The organism is Micropruina sp., from assembly GCF_027492755.1.
In the GTDB taxonomy this organism is placed as follows: Bacteria; Actinomycetota; Actinomycetes; order Propionibacteriales; family Propionibacteriaceae; genus Micropruina.
Genome location: NZ_JAPUED010000130.1, coordinates 1 through 21,653, shown reverse-complemented (window position 1 = coordinate 21,653; position 21,653 = coordinate 1). Strand labels below are relative to the sequence as shown.

Below are 21,653 nucleotides of genomic sequence, written 5' to 3'. Positions count from 1 at the left end.
AAGCGGGCGCCACGATCTCCGCACCCGCCTTCGGTGTCGCGGGGTGTCCGCGGATGATGCCGAAATCCGCGGGCCAGTCAGCCACGGAGCGCGCGGCACGCCGCCGTTTGTCGAACTGGACCGCGGTTCTCGTTTACCCAGTCGGTGCGATCCCCAGGCCAACCGGGTGAATGCGGGAGAATCGCGGCATGGCCGGCCGGTTCGCACCCTCTCCCACCTCAGACCTGCATCTGGGGAATCTGCGGACGGCGCTGCTCGCCTGGCTGTTCGCCCGCGGATCGGGCCGAGACTTCCTGTTGCGCATCGAGGATCTCGACACCCAGCGGGTCACCGCCGCGCCCGAAGTGGCGGCGCGGCAGATCGCCGACCTGACCGCGATCGGGCTGGACTTCGACGGTGAACCGGTCTGGCAATCCGAGCGCTTGGCGAGCTACGCGCGGGCGGTCGACCGACTCGACAGCTACGAGTGCTTCTGCACCCGCCGCGAGATCGCCGAGGCCGCGTCCGCACCGCACGCCGACGGCTATCGCCCCTACCCCGGCACCTGCCGCAACCTGAGCGAAGGCGAACGCGCTCAACGCCGCCGGACGCGTCCGCCGGCCATCCGGGTGCGCGCGGACGGCGCGACACAGACGGTCACCGATCGGTGGGCGGGCGAGGTCACCGGCGTCGTCGACGATTTCGTGGTGGTCCGCAACGACGGGGTGCCCGCCTACAACTTGGCGGTGGTGGTCGACGACGTGGCGCAGGGCGTCGATCAGGTGGTGCGCGGCGATGATCTTCTGTCGAGTTCGCCCCGGCAGGCCTGGCTGACCCGGCAACTCGGCGGAATGGTGCCCGAGTACGCGCACGTGCCGCTGGCCGTCAATACCGACGGACGGCGGCTCGCCAAGCGCGACGGCGCCGTCACCCTGACCGACCTGGCTTCGGCCGGTGTGACTACCGCGCAGGTGCTCACCCGGCTGGCGCACTCGTTGGAGTTGGCCGGCGCGGGCGAACCGGTCACCCCGGAGCAACTCTTGACCCGGTTTGATCCGGACACACTGCCCCGAACTCCCTGGGTAGTGACATAGTCCGGCCCACCGCTGGTTGAGCTTGTCGAAACCAGGTCAGTAGGGGTCTCGACAAGCTCGACCACCGGTGAACGGGTCACTCGAGACCCCAAGCCCGGGACGACGTCGGCGATCAGCCCTTGCCGGCGTAGAGGATGTCGACGACGTAGACCACGGTGTCGCCGGCCTCGACGGGCGGGTTGTTGCTGCCCTTGGGGTAGCCGTCCGCGGGCGGCAGCACCAGCAGTACCCGCTGGCCGACCTTCTTGCCGACCAGGCCCTTCTGCCAGCCCGGGATGGTGCTGGAGAGCAGACCGCCGTCGATGCCGGACATCTTGTCCTCGATGACCTTGCCGGTCTTCCACGAGACGCCGAGGTAGTGCACGGCGATGACGTCCTTGGCGCCCACCGTGCGGCCAGTGCCCGTGGTCAGCGGCTGCGCGACCATCTTGGCCGGCGGATCCGCCTTCGGGATGGTGATGACCGGCTTGCCGTCCTTCTCAGTGACGGTCGGCAGTCCTGACGGCGGCGTGATGGGCTTCCCGGTCGGTCCGGTGAGCACGGTGTCGACGACGTCCACCACGAAGATCAGGGTGTCGCCGACCTTGACGTCGATCTGGGCGTTGCCTCCGGAGGAGTCGTAGCCGTCGGGGCCAGGCATCGCGATCAGGAGACGCGAGCCGACCTTGTGCCCTTCCACGCCCTTCTTGAAGCCGGGCACCATTTGGTCCAGCGGCATCATGGTCGCGTCCTTGCCGAAGTTGGTATCGAACACCTTGCCGGTGCGTGCGTTGACGCCGAGGTAGTGCAGCCACACGTAGGAAGGGTTCACGACAGGCCCCTTGCCCTGGGTGAGCACCTTGGTCTGGGTCTTGTCGATGGCCCACGGCGCCTTCACCGTCACGGTCGGCTTCTTGCTACCGAACTTCTCCGGCGTCACCGTGATGCCGTTGAGGTTGGTGGACGGCTTGATCGTCGCCGTGGGGGACGCGCTCGGCGACGGCGAAGCCGAGGTGGACGCCGACGGCGTCGCCTCCGAGGGCGACGCGGACGGGTTCGCGGACTGCCCGCAGGCGGTGACGGTCAGCAGGGCGGCAGCGCAGAGGGCGACGGCTGCGGTCTTGGCGGAGGCGAAAGGCACTCCCTGACTGTAGTCGACCCGAGCACCGCCAGCAGATCATCGACCGCCTGGTCGGCAACCGCCAGCGGATCGGGCAGCCTCACCTCGCGGTCGGCCTGCTCACCGGCGTCGTCCGGCAGGTCGTGCGCGGTGAACTGGGTCCAGTCCACGCTGTATCGGACGCCGATTGCGCGGGCAGCGGCGATCAACCGTCCTCGCAACACTGCCCGGGTATCGGACGGCGGCCGCTCGGTCGCCCGCGCGACGGCCTCCGGGTCGGTGATCCGGACGGCAGCGCCCCGGGATTCGAGCAGCCGGAACAGCCCCCGCGGGGTGCCATCGTCGTCGCGGGTGATCTCGTGGAAAGCCAGGTCGACCTGGGCCAGCCGCCGGTCGTCCCAGCCGATGCCGCGGGTGTCGGCGTAGCGGCGCAGCAATGACCGCTTGGCGACCCACTCCACCTCGCCGTCCAGCTCGTCCTCGCGTCCGGCTTCCAGCAGATCGAGCACCCGTGCCCACCGGGATGAGACCGGCGACGAACCGGCCACCGCCAGGTATTCGCGCTGCACGTCGAGGGCGCCGATGGTCCGTCCGGACGCCAACCGCAGCACCGCCCGGGGATCGTGGGCCACCGCCCGTAGCGAGCCGGCCACATCGGCCAATGCCAGGTCGGGCAAGGCCGGTCCCGCGCCGGTGGCTGCTGCTTCGAGGGCGTCCAGCACGCCGAGCAGCGACCCGACCTTCAGCGCCGCGGACGGCTCGGACAGGTTCGAGTCGCCCGAGATCACGTGCAGCCGGCGGAACCGGGACGGGTCGGCCAGCGGCTCGTCGCGGGTGTTGATCAGCGGACGGGTCCGGGTGGTCAGCGAGGACAGTTCGTCGTGCAGCACCTCGGCCCGCTGGCTGATCGCGAAGCCGTCCGGGCGCCAGTGGCCGGAACCGCACAGCACCTGCCGGGTGACCAGGAAGGGGGTCAGCGCCGCCGCCAGCCCCGGCAGATCGAGACCCCGGCCGATGCAGTAGTTCTCGTGGCAGCCGTAGGAGTTGCCGTGCGCGTCGACGTTGTTCTTCAGCAGCCGGAACCGCACCGGCTGCCCGGACGCCGCGCCCTCGGCCTCGGCGCGCTGCGCCAGTCGCACCAGCAACTCGTCACCGGCCCGCTCGTGCGCCAGCAGGTCGTCCAGACTCGCGCACTCGGCCGTCGCGTACTCGGGATGCGAACCGACATCGAGGTACAGCCGTCCCCCATTGGGCAGGAAGACGTTCGAACTGGCGTGCTCCCGCTCCAGCGGTGTGAACAGCCGCTGGGCCGCCTCTCCCCCGCTCAGCCGGACGCCGCGGCCGCCGTCCGGGGTGCGGGCGGACAGCCCGTACTCGGTCTCAACCCCGACGATCCGCGGCATGGGTCACAGCCCGGCCAGATCCATCAGCGCACCCAGCTCCTCCGAGGTCAGGTCGCGCAGCTCGCCGACCTTGAGCCGGCCCAGCTTGACCGGTCCCACCGCGATGCGGGTGAGCCGCCGGACCGGATGGTTGACCGCGTCGAACATCCGCCGGACGATCCGGTTGCGGCCCTCGTGCAGTACCACCTGGACGATGCTGCGGGTGCCGCCGCGCTGGATCAGTTTCACCTCGTCGGCGCGCACCGGACCGTCGTCGAGCTTGATCCCGCGACTCAGCTTGCGCAGCGTGACGTTCTCGATCACGCCCTCGATCTCGGCCACGTAGGTCTTGCTGATCTCATGGGACGGATGCATCATCCGCTGGGCGAAATCGCCGTCGTTGGTGATCAGCAGCAAACCCTCGGTCGGTGTGTCCAGCCGGCCGACGTGGAACAGGCCCTCCTTCGAGCGGCGTCCGAGGTAGTCGGTGATGGTGGTGCGGCCCTGCGGGTCGTCCATCGTCGACACCACCCCGCGCGGCTTGTGGAAGACGAGGTAGAGGTGCCGGCGCGGCGGCGGGATGCGGGCACCGTCCACCCGGATCACGTCGGTCAGCGGGTCGACCCGGACGCCCTGGGCGTCGATCGTCCGGCCGTTCACCTGCACCAAGCCGTCCTCGATCAGCTCTTCGCAGTGCCGGCGGGAACCCAATCCCGCCGCGGCCAGCACCTTCTGCAGCCGGATGCCCTCGGTCATCGGGTGCTCTCCTCATCGTCTACGTCGTTGGTTGGACCACTGCTGGTTGAGCCTGTCGAAACCTCGTCCAAACCACCGCTGGTTGAGCTTGTCGAAACCTCATCGTCCTGGGTCGCGACAAGCTCGACCGACGATGCGGCCCGCAGCTCGGCCTCCAGCAGCGCGGCGTCCGGCAGCAGTGGTGCGATCGGCGGCAGGTCGTCCAGGCTGGCCAGTCCGAGCCGCTCCAGGAACTGCCCGGTGGTGCCGAACAGCATCGCCCCGGTCTCGGAGTCGCGATCGACTTCCTGGACCAGGTCGCGGGTGACCAGGGTGCGCAGCACGCCGTCCACGTTCACGCCGCGCACCGCGGAGACCCGTCCCCGCGAGATCGGCTGCAGGTAGGCGACCACGGCCAGAGTTTCCAGGGCGGCCTGCGACAGCCGGGCCTGCTGGCCCTCGACCAGCCAGGCGCCGATCAGGTCGGCGTGCTCGGCCCGCGTCCAGTAGCGCCAGCCACCGCCCACATTGCGCAGCTCGAAGCCGCGTCCGGTCTCGTCGTAGAACCGGACCAACCAGCCCAACGCCTCCTCGACCACAGCCACCGGCGCCCGGACGGCCTGCGCCAGTTCCGTGGTCGGCATCGGCTCGGTGGCCATCAGCAGCAGCGCCTCGAGCGGCCCGGTCAGGTCGGCGGCATCCGGAACGGCGTCTTCCAGGCCCGGGAGGAACCCGACGTCGGACGGCTCACTCATCAGCGCCCTCCTGGGTGTCCTCGGTGTCGAATTCGGCGGAGATCTCGACGGCGTCCGCGTCGCCGGCGACCCACCGTACTCGCAGCTCCCCCAGCGGCGTGAGCTGTTCGAAAGAAACGGCGCGTTCCCGGAACAACTCCAGCAGTGCCAGGAACCGGGCCACCACGACCAGCCGTTCGCCGGCGTCGGCGGTCAGCTCGCGAAAGCTCAGCGATCCGCGCTCGCGCAGCACCGACACCACGATCTCGGCCTGCTCGCGCACGCTCACCTTGGCCTGGTGCAGGTGGCTCAGCGAGACCTGCTCGGCCTCGGGCGGGGTGAACGCCCGGGCCGCCAGCCAGGCCAACTGGTCGGCGGTCGCGGTGAACTTCAACTCCGGCAGCAGCGCTTTGAACTGGTCTTCCAGACCGCCCGGACGCGCGAACCGCCGGCCTTCGGTGGCCAGGGTGCTCGCGATCCAGCGGCTGACCTCTTTGAACGCCCGGTATTGCAGCAGCCGGGCGAACAGCAGGTCGCGGGCCTCGAGCAGCGCGAGGTCTTCGGCGTCCTCGACCTCGCCCTGGGGCAGCAGCCGGGCCGCCTTCAGGTCCAGCAGGGTCGCGGCGACCACGATGAACTGGCTGATCTGCTCGAGATCCCAGCTGCCCGGCCCGCGTTGCTGCTGACCCTGTTTGACGTAGGCGATGAACTCGTCGGTGACGATCGACAACGCCACTTCGGTGATGTCCAGCCGATGCCGCGAGATCAGCTGCAGCAGCAGGTCGAAGGGACCTTCGAAATTGCCCAGGTGGACGGTGAAGCCGGGGACGGCGTCCGGGGTGGTGAGCGTCACGACAGGTCGAGCTGGCGGATCAGGTCGGAGTCGTCGCCGTTGAGTTCGAGGTCGGCGACCGCCAGCGCCACCGCGGCGCGGACGATCCGGCCCCGGTCGACCGCGATGCCGTGCCGGGCCCGCAACGTGAGCCTCGCTTGTTCCAAGGCGAGCAGTTCTTCGGCACTGACGTAGACGGTGATCTTCTCGTCGTGCTTGACCCGGCCGGACGGGCGCCGTCCGGGTTGGACGACCGGTTCGGTGGCGCGGAAGAGCTCCTGGGCGCCGGGCAGCGTTACGCGCCGGGGCATCGCTGCAACACCTCCCGCGCCAGCATCCGGTAGGCCTCGGCGCCCGGGGAGTTGGTGGCGTAGGTGGTGATCGGCTCGCCGGCGACGGTGGTCTCGGGGAACTTGATGGTCCGCCGGATGACGGTGTGAAAGACCTTGTCACCGAAGGCTTGGACGACCCGCTCGAGCACCTCGCGGGAATGCACGGTGCGGGCGTCGTACATGGTGCCGAGAATGCCGAGGATCTCCAGCTCGGGGTTGAGCCGGTCCTGCACCTTGCCGATGGTGTCGTTCAGCAGGGCGAGGCCGCGCAGCGCGAAGAACTCGCATTCCAGCGGCATGATCACCCGGTCGGAAGCGGTCAGCGCGTTGACCGTCAGCAGGCCGAGCGAGGGCGCGCAGTCGATCAGGATGATGTCGTACTCGCCACGCACCTGGGCGAGCACCCGCTTCAGGGTCTGCTCGCGGGCCACTTCGGAGACCAGCTGCACCTCGGCGGCTGACAGGTCGATGTTGGCGGGCAGGATGTCCAGGCCCTCGACGACCGAGTCGGTGATGATCTCGTGCACGTCGTGGTCGCGGGTGAGCAGCAGGTTGTAGATGCTGGTCTCCAGCGTGTGCGGGTTGATGCCCAGGCCAACCGACAGCGAGCCCTGCGGATCGAAGTCGACCAGCAGCACCCGCCGTCCGGTCTCGGCGAGCGCGGCACCCAGATTGATCGTCGTGGTGGTCTTGCCGACGCCGCCCTTCTGGTTGCACATCGCCACGATCAGCGCGCGCCGGTTCCCCGGCGCGGGCGGGGTCGGTTCGGGCAGATCGGGCCACGGCCGTCCGGTCGGCCCCAAGGTGGGTCCCGGATCGGGGACGGGGGCGGACGCGGCCTCGAACAGGGCCGGGTTCTCTGTGCTGGTGTCGGTCACGGAGCCTCCAAGTGTCGACAAAGAGGCTAATGCCTCCGGCGCGGGCTCGGACGCGGCACGCCGCCCGACACTTTGAGTGAGCGGACCGTTGACATCGGGAGACGCCACCTATTAGCGTGTCGAAGGACATCTTGTAACGCGCGTTACTTACGAATAGCACAAACCGGGGCGAACCCATCCCCTGCCGAGTCGGCCATCGATTCGACATGCCCGGGAGGATCCGGGACGGGACCTTTTCCGCACCATTGCCGCGCGCCTTCGATCCGAATCGCCGGCACATTCCAGAGAACAACGCAGTTCGGTGAGAAAGGCACGACAAGTGGCAGAATCCAGCGGCGCATCCAGGCGCGCCCTCCTATTGGGCGCCAGCGGCGCCACCCTCGGCGCGGCCGCGCTCGGTCTCGGCGCGGACCGCGCCCAGGGCGCTCCGCTCGGCGGCCCGGGCGCCCGGCGCGGGCCGAGCAGCCGCCGGCCCGAATACCACTTCAGCGTTCCCGACAACTGGAAGAACGACCCCCAGCGGCCCATCTTCGTCAACGGCGAATACCTGTACTACTACCTGTACAACGCCGACTACCTCACCGGCGGCGGAGGCACCGCCTGGCGACTGGCAAGCACCCGCGACCACGTCCGATTCCGCGACCGCGGCGTGGCCATCCCGAAGAACACCAACGCCAACGGTGACTGCTGGTCGGGCAGCCTGGTGGTCGACGCCAACGGCACCGCCGGCTACGGCAAGGGTGCCGTCATCGCGCTGGTCACCCAGGCTCCCGACGGCAAGCAGGCCCAGTACCTGTGGTATTCCACCGACGGCGGGCGCTCGTTCAGGGCGGGCAGCACCTCGCCCGCCCTGCCCAACCCCGGCGTCCCCGATTTCCGCGACCCGAAGGTGATCTGGGACACCCCGCGCAAGCGTTGGCTGCTGATCAACGCCGAGGGCCACCGGCTCGGCTTCTATGCCTCGCCCAACCTCAGGTCCTGGACCTACGTCGGCGAGTTCGAACGCAGCGACATCGGCATCCTGGAGTGCCCGGACCTCTTCCAGATGACCGCCCAGGACGGCACCTCGCACTGGGTGCTCGCGACCAGCGCGAACGGGAAGGGCCGCGGGCTTCCCGCCACCTACGCCTACTGGGTAGGCGATTTCGACGGCACCAGCTTCACCCCGGACACCGACGAGCCGCAGTGGCTCGACTACGGCTTCGATTTCTACGGTGCGGTGACCTATCCGCATCACGACCGGTCCGGACGGGAGGATCGGCGGCTGCGCCGCGCCCTGGGCTGGGCGAACTTCTGGGACTACCCGCACAACACGCCCACCTCGTTCACTGACGGCTACAACGGCGACGACATGATCGTCCGCGATCTTCGGCTGCGGCGCGCGAAGAACGGCTACTACCTGGCCTCGGAGCCGACGGCGGCACTGCGTGACTACGTCGTCCGAACCCATCGATTGGGCGACATCACGCTGTCGGGCTCGAAGAATCTGCCGATCAGGTCATCGTCCTACGAACTCAGCTGCGAGCTGACTTGGGCGTCGGGGGTGCGGCCGAACGCAGGGTTCCAGGTGTGCCGCGCGCCCGGCGGAGGACGCCACGTCGACGTCGGGGTCTACGTGCCGGCGCCGTACGCCTACGTCAATCGCCGCCCGGCGGCGAACCCGACCGGGGGCGAGTCCCAGACGACGTTCGACGCCTCGGCGCGGCGGGTGAAGCTACGTGTGCTGGTCGATCGGACCAGCGTCGAGTTGTTCGTCGGGGACGGACGGCAGGTGCATTCGCACCGGGTCTTTCCGCTGCCCGGTGACGACTGCATCCAGCTCTACGCCTACGACGGCGGCGCGACCTTCCGCGAGCTCACGATTCGCGAGATCCGGATGCGTTGACTGTGAATCAGCCCGGCCGAAGGCACTTGACGTTGCCACCGCGACCTGCTTACCCTCTTCTCGTAACGCGCGTTACTGACGGATTCTCAAGGTGGAGTTCCATGGCTCGTTCCCATCACTCGACCCGCAGCCGGGTCACCATGAGCGATGTCGCGCGCGCCGCCGGGGTGAGCCGGACGACGGTGTCGTTCGTCCTCAACGACGGCAACCACGCCGGCAATGTCTCCGAGGCAACCAAGATTCGGGTGCGCGAAGCGGCCGGCGAACTCGGTTACCGCCCGGACGCCCTGGCCCGTGCACTGGCCGCCCAGAGCACGGACTGGTACGGCCTGATCACCGAGATCGTGACGTCCCCGTTCGGCAGCCACCTCGTCCAGGGGGCACAGAACGAGGCGTGGCGGCAGCACCGGTTCCTGCTGATCGCCTCCGCCGATGGCGAGGAGACGAAGGCCCGCCGGGCCTTCGAGCAACGGGCGGCGGAAAAGCTGCTGGAACAGCGGGTGGGCGGCGTCCTGTATGCGGCGACCTGGCACCGGGCGGTCGACGTCCCCGATCTGCTGCGGGAACTGCCCACGGTGTTGCTGAACTGCTTCGACGCCAAAGGGGAACTCCCCAGCATCGTCCCGGACGAGGTCAGCGGCGGACGGCATGCCACCGAATGCCTCATCCGGGCCGGCCATGAGCGGATCGGATACATCAACCTCGATCCCCGTATTCCGGCGGCGGTGGGCCGACTGCGGGGCTGGCGCGAGGCGCACCTCGCCGCGGGCCTGACGCCGCACGAGGATCTCACTGTCGACGGTGACGGCACCGCCGACAGTGGCTATGAGGGGGCGCGCCTGCTGCTCGACCGCAGCGCGCCGCCGACGGCGATCTTCTGCGCCACTGACCGCATGGCCATGGGTGCATACGACGCCATCAAAGAACGCGGGTTACGAATCCCCCACGACATCGCCGTGGTCGGTTTCGACAACCAGGAGGTGATCTCGGGCTATCTACGACCCCGGCTCACCACCGTCGCACTTCCGTTCGAAGAGATGGGCGCCCTCGGCGTCCGGACCCTCGACGCAATCACATCCGGACAGTCGACCATCGCGATGCAGCAAATGGTCGACTGCCCGTTGCTAGAACGCTGCTCGGTCTGACGCCAATCAACTTCCGAACAGCAATCCCTATCCCTCCAACTTCATCGAGATGAAGAGGAAGAGAACCATCATGTCACGTCCACAACGATGGAAGCCCCTGCGCCTGGCAGCGGCCGCCCTGGTCACCGGAGCCCTGGCCCTGGCCGGATGCAGTCAGCCCGCGACGCAGCCGAGTTCGCCGGCCGCCGGAGGCGGTGACGGGAAGGACTACTCCGACACGCCGCTCACCCTGCCGCGCGAGGACATGGGCACCTTCACCCGCAACTTCAACCCGTTCTCACCCAATGCGGCCCCGATGACCCAGCAGGCGATCTACGAGCCGCTGCTGATCTTCAGCGCGACCAGTGGCCAGACCACGCCCTGGCTGGCCACCGAATGGAAGGTGGGCACTGACGGCAAGAGCGTCGAGTTCACCATTCGCCCGGGTGTCAAATGGTCCGACGGCGAACCGTTGACCGCCGACGACGTCGTATACACCTTCGAACTGCAGAAGAAGCTGCTCGGCGGATACGAGTATGTCGATAAGGTGAGCGCGGCCGACGGCAAGGTGACGTTCTCCTTCAACAAGCCGTATTCGCCGGCGTTGTTCGAGATCGGCCAGCACATCATCATTCCCAAGCACATCTGGTCCGAGATCAAGGACCCGGCAAAGGCCACCAACGAGAAGCCGGTCGGCAGTGGGCCGTACACCGAGATCACCCGCTTCGCCGCGCAGGCTTTCGAACTCGGCAAGAACTCGAACTATTGGCAACCGGACAAGCAGAAGATCGCGGGCATCAAGATGCTGGCGTTCTCGGGCAACGACGGTGCGAATCTGGCCGCGGTCAACGGCGACGTGGACTGGACGGATCAGTTCATGCCCAATATCGAGAAGACCTTCGTGAGCAAGGATCCGGCGCACCGGCACTACTGGTTCCCGCCGACAGGTTCGATGATCAACTGGCAGCTGAACACCACCAAGGCGCCGTTCAACGATCCCGTCGTGCGCAAGGCGCTCAGCATGGCCGTCGACCGCGACCAGGTCACCAAGATCGGCATGAACGGCTACACCGGCCCCGCCGACTGCACCGGACTGTCGGGCAGCTACGAGAAATGGAAGGACACCGCGCTGCGCGACAAGTGCGAGTGGACCAAACTCAATGTCGAGCAGGCCAACCAGATGCTGGACCAGGCCGGTTACACCAAGGACGCCGACGGCAAGCGCAAGCTCAAGGACGGCAAGCCGTTCGAGTTCAAGTTCTCCGTCGGCGCCACCTCGTCCGACTGGCTGTCGGTGGCCAACGTGATCGCGCAGAACATGGACGCGATCGGCGTCACGGTCAAGGTGGATTCACCCGACTGGGCGCAGGTGGTGGCCGGCTATGAGCAGGGTGACTTCGATTCGGGCATCGTGTGGTCACCCAACGATCCCGCGCCGTACAAGTACTTCGCGGCGATGATGAGCACCCGGACGGTCAAGCCGGTCGGCAAGAAGGCCACTGAGAACTATCAGCGGTTCGGCGATCCGCGGGCCGACGCGCTGCTGGACAAATTCAGCGGCACCAGCGACGAGGCGGCGCAGAAAGATGCCATCAACCAGCTGCAGCAGCTCTTCGACGAGAACGCCCCGGTCATTCCGCTTTTCCCCGGACCCGAGTGGGGTGCCTACAACGACCTCCGCTTCACCGGGTGGCCGAACGAGCAGAATCCGTACGCGAGCCTGAGCGCACGCTCGGTGCAGACCGTGCTGATTCTCACCAGCCTGGAGCCCCGCAAGGGCTGACAACCGTTCCCGACCCCGGTGGACGCCGCTGACTGGCGTCCACCGGGCGGACGGCTGTCCCCAGCGGGCCCAATCCACGACCTCGACGGGAGAGTCGCGTGCGCTTCATTCTTCGTAGGATCGGGTTCTACCTGATCGCATTCTGGGTATCGATCACCCTCAACTTCCTGCTGCCCCGGTTCATGCCGGGCGATCCGATCTCCCGGATGCTGTCCCGCAGCCAGGACAAGATGACCGCCGAACAGGTACTGCAGCTGCAGAAGCTCTTCGGCATGGACGACCGACCCCTCATCCAGCAGTACGTCAGCTACATCGGCGATGTCCTGACCGGCAACATGGGCGTGTCGATCTCGCGCTTCCCCACCCCGGTGTCGGAAGTCATCGCGTCCCAGATCGGCTGGACGCTGCTGCTCGGTGCCACCTCACTGATCATCGCTGCGCTGATCGGCAATCTGCTCGGCATTCTGGCGGCCTGGCGCCGGGGCAGCCTGATCGACTCGGCGCTGCCGCCGTTCCTGATCTTCATCGGCTCGTTCCCCTACTTCTGGCTCGCCATGGGGGCGCTGTACCTGTTCGGCATCGTGCTCGGCTGGTTCCCGCTGCGGCACGCCTACGATTCCGAACTGGACGCCGGCCTCAGCTGGGCGTTCATCAGCAGCGTGGCCTACCACCTGTTCCTGCCCGCGCTGACCATCGTGCTGGTCAGCATCGGCGGCTGGATGCTCGGCATGCGCAACACGATGATCGCCACCAACTCCGAGGACTACATCACGATGGCCGAGGCCAAGGGCCTCAGGTCGCGCCGGATCATGCTGCGTTACGCGGCCCGCAACGCGATGCTGCCCTCGGTGACCTCCTTCGGCATGGGCCTCGGCTTCGTGGTCGGCGGCGCACTGCTGACCGAGACGGTGTTCGCCTATCCCGGCGTCGGCTATCAGCTGCTCACCGCCGTGCAGGGCCTGGACTACCCGCTGATGCAGGGCCTGTTCCTGATCATTACCGGCGCGGTGCTGCTGGCCAACCTGCTGGTCGACATCGTCTACGTCCGCCTCGACCCCCGCGTCCGTACTCACTGAGGGGCATCATGTCTACACCAATCACGACCGCCACTGCCGAGGCCGTCAAACCGGCCCGCATGTCGCGACGTTCGCGCTCCGGCCTGCTGCACGGCCTGATGACCAACCGGAAGGCGATGGTCGGCGCTGTCATCCTGCTCGTCTTCATTCTGCTGGCGCTGCTGGCGCCGGTGCTGTTCCCGGGCAATCCATCCCGCATCACCGCGATGGCCTCCCAGGAGCCCTCGGCCGAGTACTGGCTAGGCACCACGGCGAAGGGGCAGGATGTGCTGGCCCTCACCGTCCACGGAGCACGGATGTCGCTGTTCGTCGGCCTGGCCGCCGGGGTCATGTCGACCATCATCGGCATCCTGGTCGGCCTCACCTCGGCGTACTTCGGCCGGGCCATCGACGAGACGCTCTCGGTGGTCACCAACATCTTCCTGCTCATCCCCGGGCTGCCGCTGCTGGTCATCCTGGCGGCGTTCATGCCGCCGGGCGTCGGCACCGTCATCTTCGTCCTGATCATCACCGGCTGGGCCGGCTCGGCGCGGGTGCTGCGCAGCCAGGCGCTGTCGATCCGCTCCAAGGACTTCGTCGCAGCCTCGCAGGTGACCGGCGACCGGGCCGGCTGGATCATGTGGCGCGAGATCCTGCCCAACATGGCGTCCGTGGTGATGGGCACCCTGCTGGGTTGCATCATCGGCGCCATCGGCGCCCAGGCCGGCCTGGAGTTCCTCGGCCTCGGCGACACCTCGACCGTCTCCTGGGGCACCAACCTGTACTGGGCCGGCAACGAGGGCGCCCTGCTGACCGGAAGCTGGTGGGTCTTCCTGCCGTCCGGTCTGTGCATCGCGCTGGTCGCCTTCGCACTGAGCCTGTTCAACTACGCGGTCGACGAGGTCACCAACCCGCGGCTGCGCACCGTCAAGAAGCGGTCCGCCACGGCACCGCTGTCCCGAACGGAGGACGCCACATGAGCGATCGACTTCTCGAGATCGACGACCTGACCGTGCAGTATCGCGGCGACGTCCGCACCACGACGGCAGTCGACCACGTCAGCTTCGGCATCGCGCCGGGCGAGATCTTCGGCCTGGCCGGCGAATCCGGCTGCGGCAAATCGACCATCGCCAACACCATCCTGCGGCTGCTCAAGTATCCGGCCGAAGTGGCCGGTGGCAGCATCCGCTTCGACGGCCGCGACGTGTTGTCGCTGAGCGGCGAGGAGTTGCGGCAGTTCCGCTGGCGCGACGTGGCGATGGTGTTCCAGTCGGCGATGAACTCGCTGAACCCGGTGATCACCATCGGCGAGCAGATGCGCGACATCTTCACGGCGCATCTCGACGTCAGCAAGACGGAGGCCGACAAGCGCTGCGGCGAGCTGCTCGAGATGGTGCAGATCGACCGCAACCGGCTCAAGTCGTTCCCGCATCAACTCTCCGGCGGCATGCGGCAGCGGGTGGTCATCGCGATGGCGGTGGCGTTGCGTCCGCGGATGCTGATCCTCGACGAGCCGACCACCGCCCTGGACGTCGTGGTGCAGCAGGAGATCATGGCCGAGATCAAGGCGCTGCAGGCCGAGCTCGGCTTCTCCGTGCTCTTCATCACCCATGACATGTCGCTGATGGTCGAACTGTCCCACCAGATGGCGGTGATGTACGCCGGACGCATCGTCGAACAGGGTCCGGCGCCCACGCTGCACCACAACCCGGCGCACGCCTACACCCGGGCGCTGATGGGCGCCTTCCCGCCGATCACCGGGCCGCGGATGCCGCTGCGCGGGCTCGGCGAGGGAGTCCGGCTCACCCGGATCGCCGATCTCGAACCGGTCGGGCCCAGTCACTGGGCGGCACCGATCAGCGATGAGGACCGTGAACGACTGACACCGCAGGGCATCGGAGCCGAAGGAGACCCCCAATGACCGACACCAGCACACCGGTTCTGGAGACCCGCGCCCTGGTCAAGGAGTACCCGCTGGGCGGATTCTTCGCCCGTCGCACGCTGCGGGCGCTCGGTGGCGTCAACCTCAGCCTGCGCCCGTCCGAGATCCTCGCCCTGGTCGGCGAATCGGGCTCGGGTAAGAGCACGATCGCGCGCTGCGTGACCAGGCTGGAGCAACCCACCTCCGGGGAGATCCTGCTCGACGGGGTCGACGTCCTGAAGACCGAGAAGCGGCACGCCAGCCGGGAGTATCGCGGCCGCGTCCAGATGGTCTTCCAGGATCCGTTCGGGTCACTCAACCCTGTCCACCGGATCTCGCACTTTCTGGAACGGGCGCTGCGGAACCATCAGCCGGTGACCGGGGCTGCGCTGCAGGACCGGCTGGAGGAGCTGATGGCGACCGTCGACCTGGACGCCAACATGCTGGCCAGCTATCCGCACGAACTCTCCGGCGGTCAACGCCAGCGGGTGGCGATCGCCCGGGCGCTGGCAGTGGATCCGTCGGTGATACTGGCCGACGAGCCCACCTCGATGCTCGACGTCTCGGTCCGGATCGGCGTACTCAACCTGATGCGGTCGCTGCGCGACGACAAGGGCATCGCCATGATCTACATCACTCACGACCTGGCCAGCGCCCGCTATCTGGCGGACCGGATCGCAGTGATGTTCGCCGGTGAAATCGTCGAGGAGGGCGAGTCGATGGAGATCCTGGCTCATCCGGCGCACCCGTACACCGAGCTGCTGGTGTCGGCGGTTCCCGACCCCGAGCGGAGCGGCAGCTACGACCCGGTCCGCCGGGCGCAACTGCGGCAGCAGGTGCTGGCTGCTCAGGAGTGCCGGTTCGGCGGGGATTCCGACAACCCCTGCTCGTCCACGACCCTGGTGCGACACCGGGTGGGTGAGGCGTCCGCCCGGCACTACGTGCGCTGTCATCTCTACCGGCCTGAGGCGATGGCCGGCGCCAATGCGCTCACCGCGACCCCTGAGAAGGCAGCGTCATGACCGGTCCACGGCTTCCACCTGCGGAGGATCCCGAGGTGTTGCTCGAGCGAATTGCCGGCGACCCGGCCCGTCCGCGTTTCCATTTCACTGCGCCGACAGGGTGGCTCAACGATCCCAACGGCCTGTGCCAGCGTGACGGCACTCATCACCTCTTCTACCAGTACAACCCGGGTGGCGGCTTTCACGACCGGATCCAGTGGGGACATGCGACCAGCTCCGACCTGGTCCACTGGACCGATCAGCCGGTGGCGTTGCGTCCTGGGGACGGTCCCGACGCGGACGGCTGCTGGTCGGGTGTGCTGGTCGATGACGGTGGCATACCCACCCTGGTCTATTCGGGTCGGGCCGCGGGCGTCGAACTGCCATGTCTCGCCACCGGCTCAGCGGACCTGCTGACCTGGACGAAGGACCCTGCCAACCCGGTGATCTCGGAGCCGCCGCGATCGGGCCTGTCGGGCTTCCGGGACCACTGTGTGTGGCGTGAGGGCGACCGCTGGAGGATGCTGATCGGCGCCGGGGTGAGTGAGGTCGGTGGCTTTGCCGCCCTCTACGAGTCGGCCGATCTGCGCTCCTGGACCTACCGAGGTCCGATGCTGAGCGGTTCGGCCTACAACCGTGCTCAGGACGACGCCACCTGGACCGGCACGATGTGGGAGTGTGCCGAGCTGTTCCGGCTGGCCGGCGGGAAGGACGTGCCGCTGGACGGCACCCGCCCCGGAAACGACTATCTGGTCTTCTCGGCCTGGCACGAAGGAGTGACCAAACACGCGCTCTACTGGTCGGGCCGATATCGGGGCGACCAGTTCGCGCCGAGCGGGCTGCACCCCCTCGACTTGGGCGGACGGTACTTCTACGCACCACAGAGCTATCGCGACGAATCCGGGCGGCGGGTCATGTTCGGTTGGATGCAGGACGCCCTCAGTGTCGTGCGCACGGTTGGGGCCGGCTGGGCAGGGGTGATGAGCCTGCCTCGGCTGGTCACCGAGGCCGACGATGGCCGGCTGCGGCTCAACCCGGTTCCCGAGGTGGCGCTGCTGCGCGGCGAGTCGATCGCTGACAGCACGGAGCCGATCGACCCCGGGATGCCTCACCTGTATCCGGGAGTCACCGGTGATCAGTTCGATCTGGAGGTCTGCACTGTGCTGGAGCCGGGCGCGGGCTTGAAGCTGCGGCTGCCCGGGAGCGAGCTCGGCGCCGGCTATGTCGGTGCCGCCAGTGTCCGTATCGTGCGGACCGGACCCGGTGTCCTCAGCGTGCAACTGGACCGCTCATCGACCACCAACGTGGCCGGGATCGAGACCGGCCTGCGGGGCGGATCCGTCCCGGTCGGCGAACACGGCCGGGTCGACGTCCGCATCATCGTCGACCATTCGGCGTTCGAGATGTTCGTCAACGGTGTCGCGCTGAGCGCTCGGGTGCATCCGGAGACCACCACGACGCCTTTGGCCGTGGGTTGCATCGGCAGCTCAGCGACCGTGACCGTCCGGGCCTGGACGATGAACGATGCCTGGGCGCCAGAACGGCTGTGATCGTCAACCGAGCCGCCCGCTGCCCACTCCCGATCGATGCGTTCCTGCTCGACGGAGCGGGTCGGCGGGAGCCAGGCTCTCAGCCGGTCGAGAATGGCGAACCCGTCCTGCCGGCAGCTCATCGGCCCTGAGCGCCAGTCCGGTGGCGGGAGCCAGCCAGCCGCGTTCGGGTGCCGCCGGACGCGGACGAACTCGGGTCGCACCCGTCGCCCTCGCCCGGCGAGGAGTCCCGGTCTCGCCGCGGGGACGACACCCGGCAGTCTGCTCAGTACTGCCCGGTGCCGCTCCGCGAGCTCGGTGTCGACGCCGAGTACGAGTCGACGCTGGCCCGCTTCGGCAGTTGATTCCGCCCGATCAGCCGTCCCCTGGAAATCACCCGCCGGCCACCGATACCGCGTCACCCCACACGGCACCCGCACACTCGGCCCGGGCGACCGCCACCGACAAGCCCTCGACGACCACCTATGGGACTGCGACCACAAACCCGACGCAAACGACCCCTGACGAACTATCGCGAACGCCTGCGATGCATACCCATGGGGGGTATAGTCCTGCTTATGAAGAAGCTCGCCCGCATTGCACTTCCCCTTGCCGCCGGCCTTGCCCTGGCCGGCTGCCAGTCCCCCGCAGCCACCCCCAGCCCTACTCCGTCGACATCCGCGAGCGCATCGAGCGCCGCCAACGCGGCCGATGTGATGTTCACCCAGATGATGATCCCGCACCACGAGCAGGCCGTGGTGATGAGCGACGCGATGCTGGCCAAGCAGGGCATCTCAGCCGAGGTCACCACGCTCGCCACCCAGATCAAGAACGCCCAACAGCCTGAGATCGACCAGATGCGCGGCTGGCTGAAGGCCTGGGGCGCCTCCGACCACGGCGATCATCACGGCCACACCGGCATGGACGGCATGTTGAGCGAGCAGGAGTTGAACGCCCTCAAAGCCGCCCAGGGCAAGGAGGCCGAGAAGCTGTTCCTGACCGGCATGATCCAGCACCACGAGGGCGCGGTCGCGATGGCCAAGGAGGTCCAGGCGAAGGGCTCCGACCCCGAGGTGAAGAAGCTCGCCGAGGCGATCATCACCAGCCAGCAGGCCGAGATCGATCAGATGAAGAAGCTGCTGAACGGCTGAGTGGGTCAGCGGGCACGCGGATGCGCGGCCAGGAACACTTCGCGCAGATGCTCGACGGTGACCAGGGTGTAGATCTGTGTCGTCGCCACGGACGCGTGCCCGAGTAGTTCCTGCACCACCCGGACGTCGGCGCCGCCGTCCAGCAGGTGGGTGGCGAACGAGTGCCGCATCGTGTGCGGACCGATTTCGGCGGTGATTCCGGCCCGCTCCGCCTGCTCTCGCAGCATCGCCCAGGCCGACTGCCGGCTGAGCCGCGCGCCCCGGGTGTTCACGAACAGCGCCGGGGTGCTGCCCCGGGCGCCCTCCAGCATCGCGGGACGCCCACGCACCAGCCAGGCGTCCAGGGCGGCCCGGGCATACGAGCCGACCGGCACGATGCGCTCCTTGCGGCCCTTGCCGAACAGCCGCAGTGCGGCGTCCGGGTCATGGGTGAGCAGCGAGACGTCGTCCACGTCGAGCGAGACCAGTTCGGTGATCCGCGCACCCGTGCCGTACAGCAGTTCCAGCAGCGCGGCGTCCCGCAGACCGATCGGCGTATCCAGGTCGGGGGCGGCCAGCAGCGCCTGCACCTGGTCGAGCGAGAGCGCCTTCGGCAACCGGCGTCCGGACTTCGGCGGCGACACCCCGGTCGCCGGGTTGTCGAGCGTCGCACCGTCCTCGACGGCGAAGCGGTGCAGCGACTTCACCGCACTCAACGCCCGCGCCACACTGCTGGGCGCCAGCGCCGGACGCTCGGCATCACCGGTGTGCAGTGCCGCGGAGAAGGCCGTCACGTCGGCCTCGGTCACCGCCGACAGTTCGGTCACCCCGCGTTCGGCCAGGAAATCCGCATAGCGGGCCAAATCGCGCCGGTAGCCGGCGACGGTATGCGCAGAGGCACCCCGCTCGACGGTCAGGTGGTCGAGGAACGAGCCGACCACCCGTGGCAGCGCCTCCTGCCCGGCCATCGGCTCAGGCCAGTCCGGCGATCGCCTCGAGGTGCCGGGTCCGGGCCTCACGCGCCGGCCACGGGCTGTCCGCGGGGCGCAGCGAATCCAGCCGTCCACCCAGCCGCGCCGCTTCCAGGGCGAGCGCTCCGGCCACCACCGTCGGACTCTGCACCCGTCCGGCGTAGATGCCGTCCAGCAGGTCGGCCAACGGCACCAGGCAGATCTCCATGTCGAGTTCCTCGTGCTCGACCACGAAGCCGTCCGGACGGGGCACGTCGCGCAAACCGCGGGCCAGGAAGAACCGAATCGATTCGGAGTTGCAGCCGGGCGAGGTGAACATGTCGATCAGCAGCCGCCAGTCGTCGGCGGCCAGCATCGCCTCTTCGGCGAGTTCACGCTGCGCGGCGGCCAGCCAGGATTCGCCGTCCGCGTCCAGCAGCCCGGCGGGCGGCTCGATCAGCTGGAAGCCGACCGGGTGCCGGTACTGCCGCACCACGACCACCCGGTCCGCCTCGTCGAGCGCGATCACCGCGACCGCGCCGGGATGCAGCAGGTACTGGCGGTGCATCTCGGCGCCGTCAGGGGTGGCGACCACGTCATCGACATAGTCGGAGACGGCGCCCTCGCCGAGCACCTCGTGCGACCGGATCGGCCACTCGGTGGGGACGTCGACAGCCTCACCCGGCCCGAGCAGCCGCGCCGACATCAGGCCTCCTCGACCGGAAGCCGAGCCGACAGCTTCCGCCGCAGTGCCGCGGCGACCAGGCCTGCGAACAGCGGATGCGGCTTGGTCGGCCGCGACTTCAACTCGGGGTGAGCCTGGGTGGCGACGAAGAACGGGTGCCGCTCCGGATCGAACTCGACGAACTCGACGAGCGTCGAGTCCGGCGAGGTGCCGACGATGCGCAGCCCCGCAGCCTCCAGCTCGTCGCGATAGGCGTTGTTCACCTCGTAGCGGTGCCGGTGTCGCTCGGACACCCGGGTGCTGCCGTACAGCCGTGCCACCAGCGAGCCCTTGACCAGGTCGGCCGGGTAGGCACCGAGCCGCATGGTGGCGCCCAGTTGACCCTCGCCCGAGACGTGCGCGACCTGCTCGGCCATCGTCGCCACCACCGGCGCCTGGGTGTCCGGCTCGAACTCGGTGGACGCCGCGTCCTCCAGCCCGCACAGGTCGCGGGCCACCTCGATCACCATGCACTGCAAACCCAGGCACAGGCCGAGGGTCGGGATCTGGTTCTCGCGGGCGTACTTCAGCGCACCCAGCTTGCCCTCGACGCCGCGGATGCCGAAACCGCCAGGCACCACGATGCCGTCCAGGTCACCCAGCTGCTCGGCGGCACCCGCCGGCGTCTCGCACGAGTCGGACGCGATCCAGCGCACGTTCACCTTGGCGCGGTTGGCGAAACCACCCGCGCGGAGCGCCTCGGAGACGCTCAGGTAGGCGTCCGGCAGGTCGATGTACTTGCCGACCAGCCCGATCGTGACCTCCTCCTTGGGGTGGTGCACGCGGTCGAGCAGGTCGTCCCACTTCTTCCACCGGACGTCGCGGAAGCTGACCCCGAGCCGCCGGACGACGTAGGCGTCCAGGCCCTCGTTGTGCAGCACCTTCGGAATGTCGTAGATGGACGGGGCGTCCGCGCAGGAGACCACGGCCTCCTCGTCGACGTCGCACATCAGCGAGATCTTGCGCTTCACGCCGTCCGGGATCTCCCGGTTCGAGCGGCAGACGATCGCGTCGGGCTGGATGCCGACCTGACGCAAGGCGGCCACCGAATGCTGGGTCGGCTTGGTCTTCAACTCACCGGACGGCCCCAGGTAGGGCACCAGCGAGACGTGCAGGAAGAAGACGTTCTCCCGTCCGACATCGCGGCGCACCTGACGGGCCGCCTCCAGGAACGGCAGCGACTCGATGTCGCCCACGGTGCCGCCGATCTCGTGGATCACCACGTCCACGTCACGAGTCGCCATGGACAGCATCTCGTCCTTGATCTCGTTGGTGATGTGCGGGATCACCTGGACGGTGTCGCCGAGGAAGTCGCCGCGGCGCTCCTTGGCGATCACGTTGGAGTAGACCTTGCCGGTGGTCACGTTCGCATCGGCGTTCAGGTTGACGTCGAGGAAGCGCTCGTAGTGGCCGATGTCGAGATCGGTCTCCGCGCCGTCCTCGGTGACGAACACCTCACCGTGCTGGAAAGGGTTCATCGTGCCCG

20 protein-coding genes and 1 pseudogene are annotated in these 21,653 nt (G+C 68.2%); 11 read left to right on the top strand and 10 right to left on the bottom strand.

Translation table 11 applies throughout. The features are described 5' to 3' along the window. Nucleotides 1-188: 188 nt before the first annotated feature. Nucleotides 189-1,073, top strand: a complete 885-nt coding sequence (gene gluQRS / locus Q0066_RS09435) for a tRNA glutamyl-Q(34) synthetase GluQRS (protein ID WP_298132311.1) — start codon at nucleotides 189-191, stop codon at nucleotides 1,071-1,073. Between the two features lie 112 nt (nucleotides 1,074-1,185). Here the strand turns inward: gluQRS and Q0066_RS09430 are convergent, their stop codons facing one another. The 7 genes and pseudogenes from Q0066_RS09430 to Q0066_RS09400 all read right to left on the bottom strand — a co-directional run. After that, entirely contained in the window at nucleotides 1,186-2,193 is a 1,008-nt protein-coding gene (locus Q0066_RS09430) for an FKBP-type peptidyl-prolyl cis-trans isomerase (protein WP_298132309.1), read from the bottom strand. Next, a complete protein-coding gene (locus Q0066_RS09425; protein WP_298132307.1) occupies nucleotides 2,136-3,575 on the bottom strand; it encodes a proteasome accessory factor PafA2 family protein in 1,440 nt (479 codons plus the stop codon). The genes Q0066_RS09430 and Q0066_RS09425 overlap by 58 nt, the downstream gene beginning before the upstream one ends. Before the next feature lie 3 nt (nucleotides 3,576-3,578). Continuing rightward, nucleotides 3,579-4,310 carry a pseudouridine synthase gene (locus tag Q0066_RS09420; protein ID WP_298132305.1) on the bottom strand — a complete coding sequence of 244 codons (732 nt, stop codon included), beginning with the start codon at nucleotides 4,308-4,310 and terminating at the stop codon, nucleotides 3,579-3,581. Further along, nucleotides 4,307-5,044: an SMC-Scp complex subunit ScpB gene (scpB, locus tag Q0066_RS09415; RefSeq protein ID WP_298132303.1), complete on the bottom strand. Its 738-nt coding sequence runs from the start codon at nucleotides 5,042-5,044 to the stop codon at nucleotides 4,307-4,309. The genes Q0066_RS09420 and scpB overlap by 4 nt, the downstream gene beginning before the upstream one ends. Further along, the gene (locus Q0066_RS09410; RefSeq protein WP_298132300.1) at nucleotides 5,037-5,876 is read right to left on the bottom strand and encodes a ScpA family protein; all 840 of its coding nucleotides are present in this window, start codon (nucleotides 5,874-5,876) and stop codon (nucleotides 5,037-5,039) included. Before Q0066_RS09410 ends, scpB begins: the two co-directional genes overlap by 8 nt. Next, on the bottom strand, nucleotides 5,873-6,166 hold the full coding sequence (locus tag Q0066_RS09405) for a hypothetical protein (RefSeq protein ID WP_298132298.1): 294 nt from the start codon (nucleotides 6,164-6,166) through the stop codon (nucleotides 5,873-5,875). Before Q0066_RS09405 ends, Q0066_RS09410 begins: the two co-directional genes overlap by 4 nt. Further along, nucleotides 6,151-6,993: pseudogene (locus Q0066_RS09400) on the bottom strand (ParA family protein); the annotation flags it as partial. The gene Q0066_RS09405 and the pseudogene Q0066_RS09400, both read right to left, overlap by 16 nt. A 391-nt stretch (nucleotides 6,994-7,384) precedes the next feature. Here Q0066_RS09400 and Q0066_RS09395 point away from each other — a divergent pair. From Q0066_RS09395 to Q0066_RS09350, 10 genes are all read left to right on the top strand, one after another. After that, nucleotides 7,385-8,950 (top strand): glycoside hydrolase family 32 protein, encoded by a 1,566-nt coding sequence (locus Q0066_RS09395; protein ID WP_298132296.1) that lies wholly within the window; start codon nucleotides 7,385-7,387, stop codon nucleotides 8,948-8,950. A gap of 101 nt (nucleotides 8,951-9,051) precedes the next feature. Next, nucleotides 9,052-10,095, top strand: a complete 1,044-nt coding sequence (locus tag Q0066_RS09390; protein ID WP_298132294.1) for a LacI family DNA-binding transcriptional regulator — start codon at nucleotides 9,052-9,054, stop codon at nucleotides 10,093-10,095. 49 nt (nucleotides 10,096-10,144) lie between these two features. Continuing rightward, nucleotides 10,145-11,857 carry an ABC transporter substrate-binding protein gene (locus Q0066_RS09385; protein ID WP_298132292.1) on the top strand — a complete coding sequence of 571 codons (1,713 nt, stop codon included), beginning with the start codon at nucleotides 10,145-10,147 and terminating at the stop codon, nucleotides 11,855-11,857. A 98-nt stretch (nucleotides 11,858-11,955) separates the two neighbouring features. Continuing rightward, on the top strand, nucleotides 11,956-12,933 hold the full coding sequence (locus Q0066_RS09380; protein ID WP_298132290.1) for an ABC transporter permease: 978 nt from the start codon (nucleotides 11,956-11,958) through the stop codon (nucleotides 12,931-12,933). Nucleotides 12,934-12,992: 59 nt separating this feature from the next. Next, the gene (locus Q0066_RS09375) at nucleotides 12,993-13,892 is read left to right on the top strand and encodes an ABC transporter permease (RefSeq protein WP_298132287.1); all 900 of its coding nucleotides are present in this window, start codon (nucleotides 12,993-12,995) and stop codon (nucleotides 13,890-13,892) included. Continuing rightward, nucleotides 13,889-14,833, top strand: a complete 945-nt coding sequence (locus Q0066_RS09370) for an ABC transporter ATP-binding protein (protein ID WP_298132285.1) — start codon at nucleotides 13,889-13,891, stop codon at nucleotides 14,831-14,833. Before Q0066_RS09375 ends, Q0066_RS09370 begins: the two co-directional genes overlap by 4 nt. After that, on the top strand, nucleotides 14,830-15,855 hold the full coding sequence (locus Q0066_RS09365) for an ATP-binding cassette domain-containing protein (RefSeq protein WP_298132283.1): 1,026 nt from the start codon (nucleotides 14,830-14,832) through the stop codon (nucleotides 15,853-15,855). The genes Q0066_RS09370 and Q0066_RS09365 overlap by 4 nt, the downstream gene beginning before the upstream one ends. A 35-nt stretch (nucleotides 15,856-15,890) precedes the next feature. Further along, a complete protein-coding gene (locus Q0066_RS09360) occupies nucleotides 15,891-17,384 on the top strand; it encodes a glycoside hydrolase family 32 protein (protein ID WP_298132281.1) in 1,494 nt (497 codons plus the stop codon). Between the two features lie 170 nt (nucleotides 17,385-17,554). Continuing rightward, nucleotides 17,555-17,728 carry a hypothetical protein gene (locus Q0066_RS09355; protein WP_298132279.1) on the top strand — a complete coding sequence of 58 codons (174 nt, stop codon included), beginning with the start codon at nucleotides 17,555-17,557 and terminating at the stop codon, nucleotides 17,726-17,728. Between the two features lie 213 nt (nucleotides 17,729-17,941). Further along, complete coding sequence (locus Q0066_RS09350) at nucleotides 17,942-18,514, top strand: DUF305 domain-containing protein (RefSeq protein ID WP_298132277.1); 573 nt, start codon at nucleotides 17,942-17,944, stop codon at nucleotides 18,512-18,514. Between the two features lie 5 nt (nucleotides 18,515-18,519). On the opposite strand, the gene xerD is transcribed toward Q0066_RS09350, so the two are convergent. The 3 genes from xerD to Q0066_RS09335 form a co-directional block, all read right to left on the bottom strand. Next, nucleotides 18,520-19,461, bottom strand: a complete 942-nt coding sequence (gene xerD, locus Q0066_RS09345) for a site-specific tyrosine recombinase XerD (RefSeq protein WP_298132276.1) — start codon at nucleotides 19,459-19,461, stop codon at nucleotides 18,520-18,522. Nucleotides 19,462-19,465: 4 nt separating this feature from the next. Beyond that, nucleotides 19,466-20,149, bottom strand: a complete 684-nt coding sequence (locus Q0066_RS09340) for an NUDIX hydrolase (RefSeq protein WP_298132274.1) — start codon at nucleotides 20,147-20,149, stop codon at nucleotides 19,466-19,468. Then, nucleotides 20,149-21,653 (bottom strand): CTP synthase (locus Q0066_RS09335; protein WP_298132272.1); only part of this gene is annotated, 1,505 nt, incomplete at its 5' end. The genes Q0066_RS09340 and Q0066_RS09335, both read right to left, overlap by 1 nt.

Coding starts and splice junctions, on each gene's coding strand:
- gluQRS (WP_298132311.1), top strand. CDS start 189: ATGGCCGGCCGGTTCGCACCCTCTCCCACCTCAGACCTGCATCTGGGG.
- Q0066_RS09425 (WP_298132307.1), bottom strand. CDS start 3,575: ATGCCGCGGATCGTCGGGGTTGAGACCGAGTACGGGCTGTCCGCCCGC.
- Q0066_RS09420 (WP_298132305.1), bottom strand. CDS start 4,310: ATGACCGAGGGCATCCGGCTGCAGAAGGTGCTGGCCGCGGCGGGATTG.
- scpB (WP_298132303.1), bottom strand. CDS start 5,044: ATGAGTGAGCCGTCCGACGTCGGGTTCCTCCCGGGCCTGGAAGACGCC.
- Q0066_RS09405 (WP_298132298.1), bottom strand. CDS start 6,166: ATGCCCCGGCGCGTAACGCTGCCCGGCGCCCAGGAGCTCTTCCGCGCC.
- Q0066_RS09390 (WP_298132294.1), top strand. CDS start 9,052: ATGGCTCGTTCCCATCACTCGACCCGCAGCCGGGTCACCATGAGCGAT.
- Q0066_RS09385 (WP_298132292.1), top strand. CDS start 10,145: ATGAAGAGGAAGAGAACCATCATGTCACGTCCACAACGATGGAAGCCC.
- Q0066_RS09375 (WP_298132287.1), top strand. CDS start 12,993: ATGTCGCGACGTTCGCGCTCCGGCCTGCTGCACGGCCTGATGACCAAC.
- Q0066_RS09370 (WP_298132285.1), top strand. CDS start 13,889: ATGAGCGATCGACTTCTCGAGATCGACGACCTGACCGTGCAGTATCGC.
- Q0066_RS09365 (WP_298132283.1), top strand. CDS start 14,830: ATGACCGACACCAGCACACCGGTTCTGGAGACCCGCGCCCTGGTCAAG.
- Q0066_RS09350 (WP_298132277.1), top strand. CDS start 17,942: ATGAAGAAGCTCGCCCGCATTGCACTTCCCCTTGCCGCCGGCCTTGCC.
- xerD (WP_298132276.1), bottom strand. CDS start 19,461: ATGGCCGGGCAGGAGGCGCTGCCACGGGTGGTCGGCTCGTTCCTCGAC.
- Q0066_RS09340 (WP_298132274.1), bottom strand. CDS start 20,149: ATGTCGGCGCGGCTGCTCGGGCCGGGTGAGGCTGTCGACGTCCCCACC.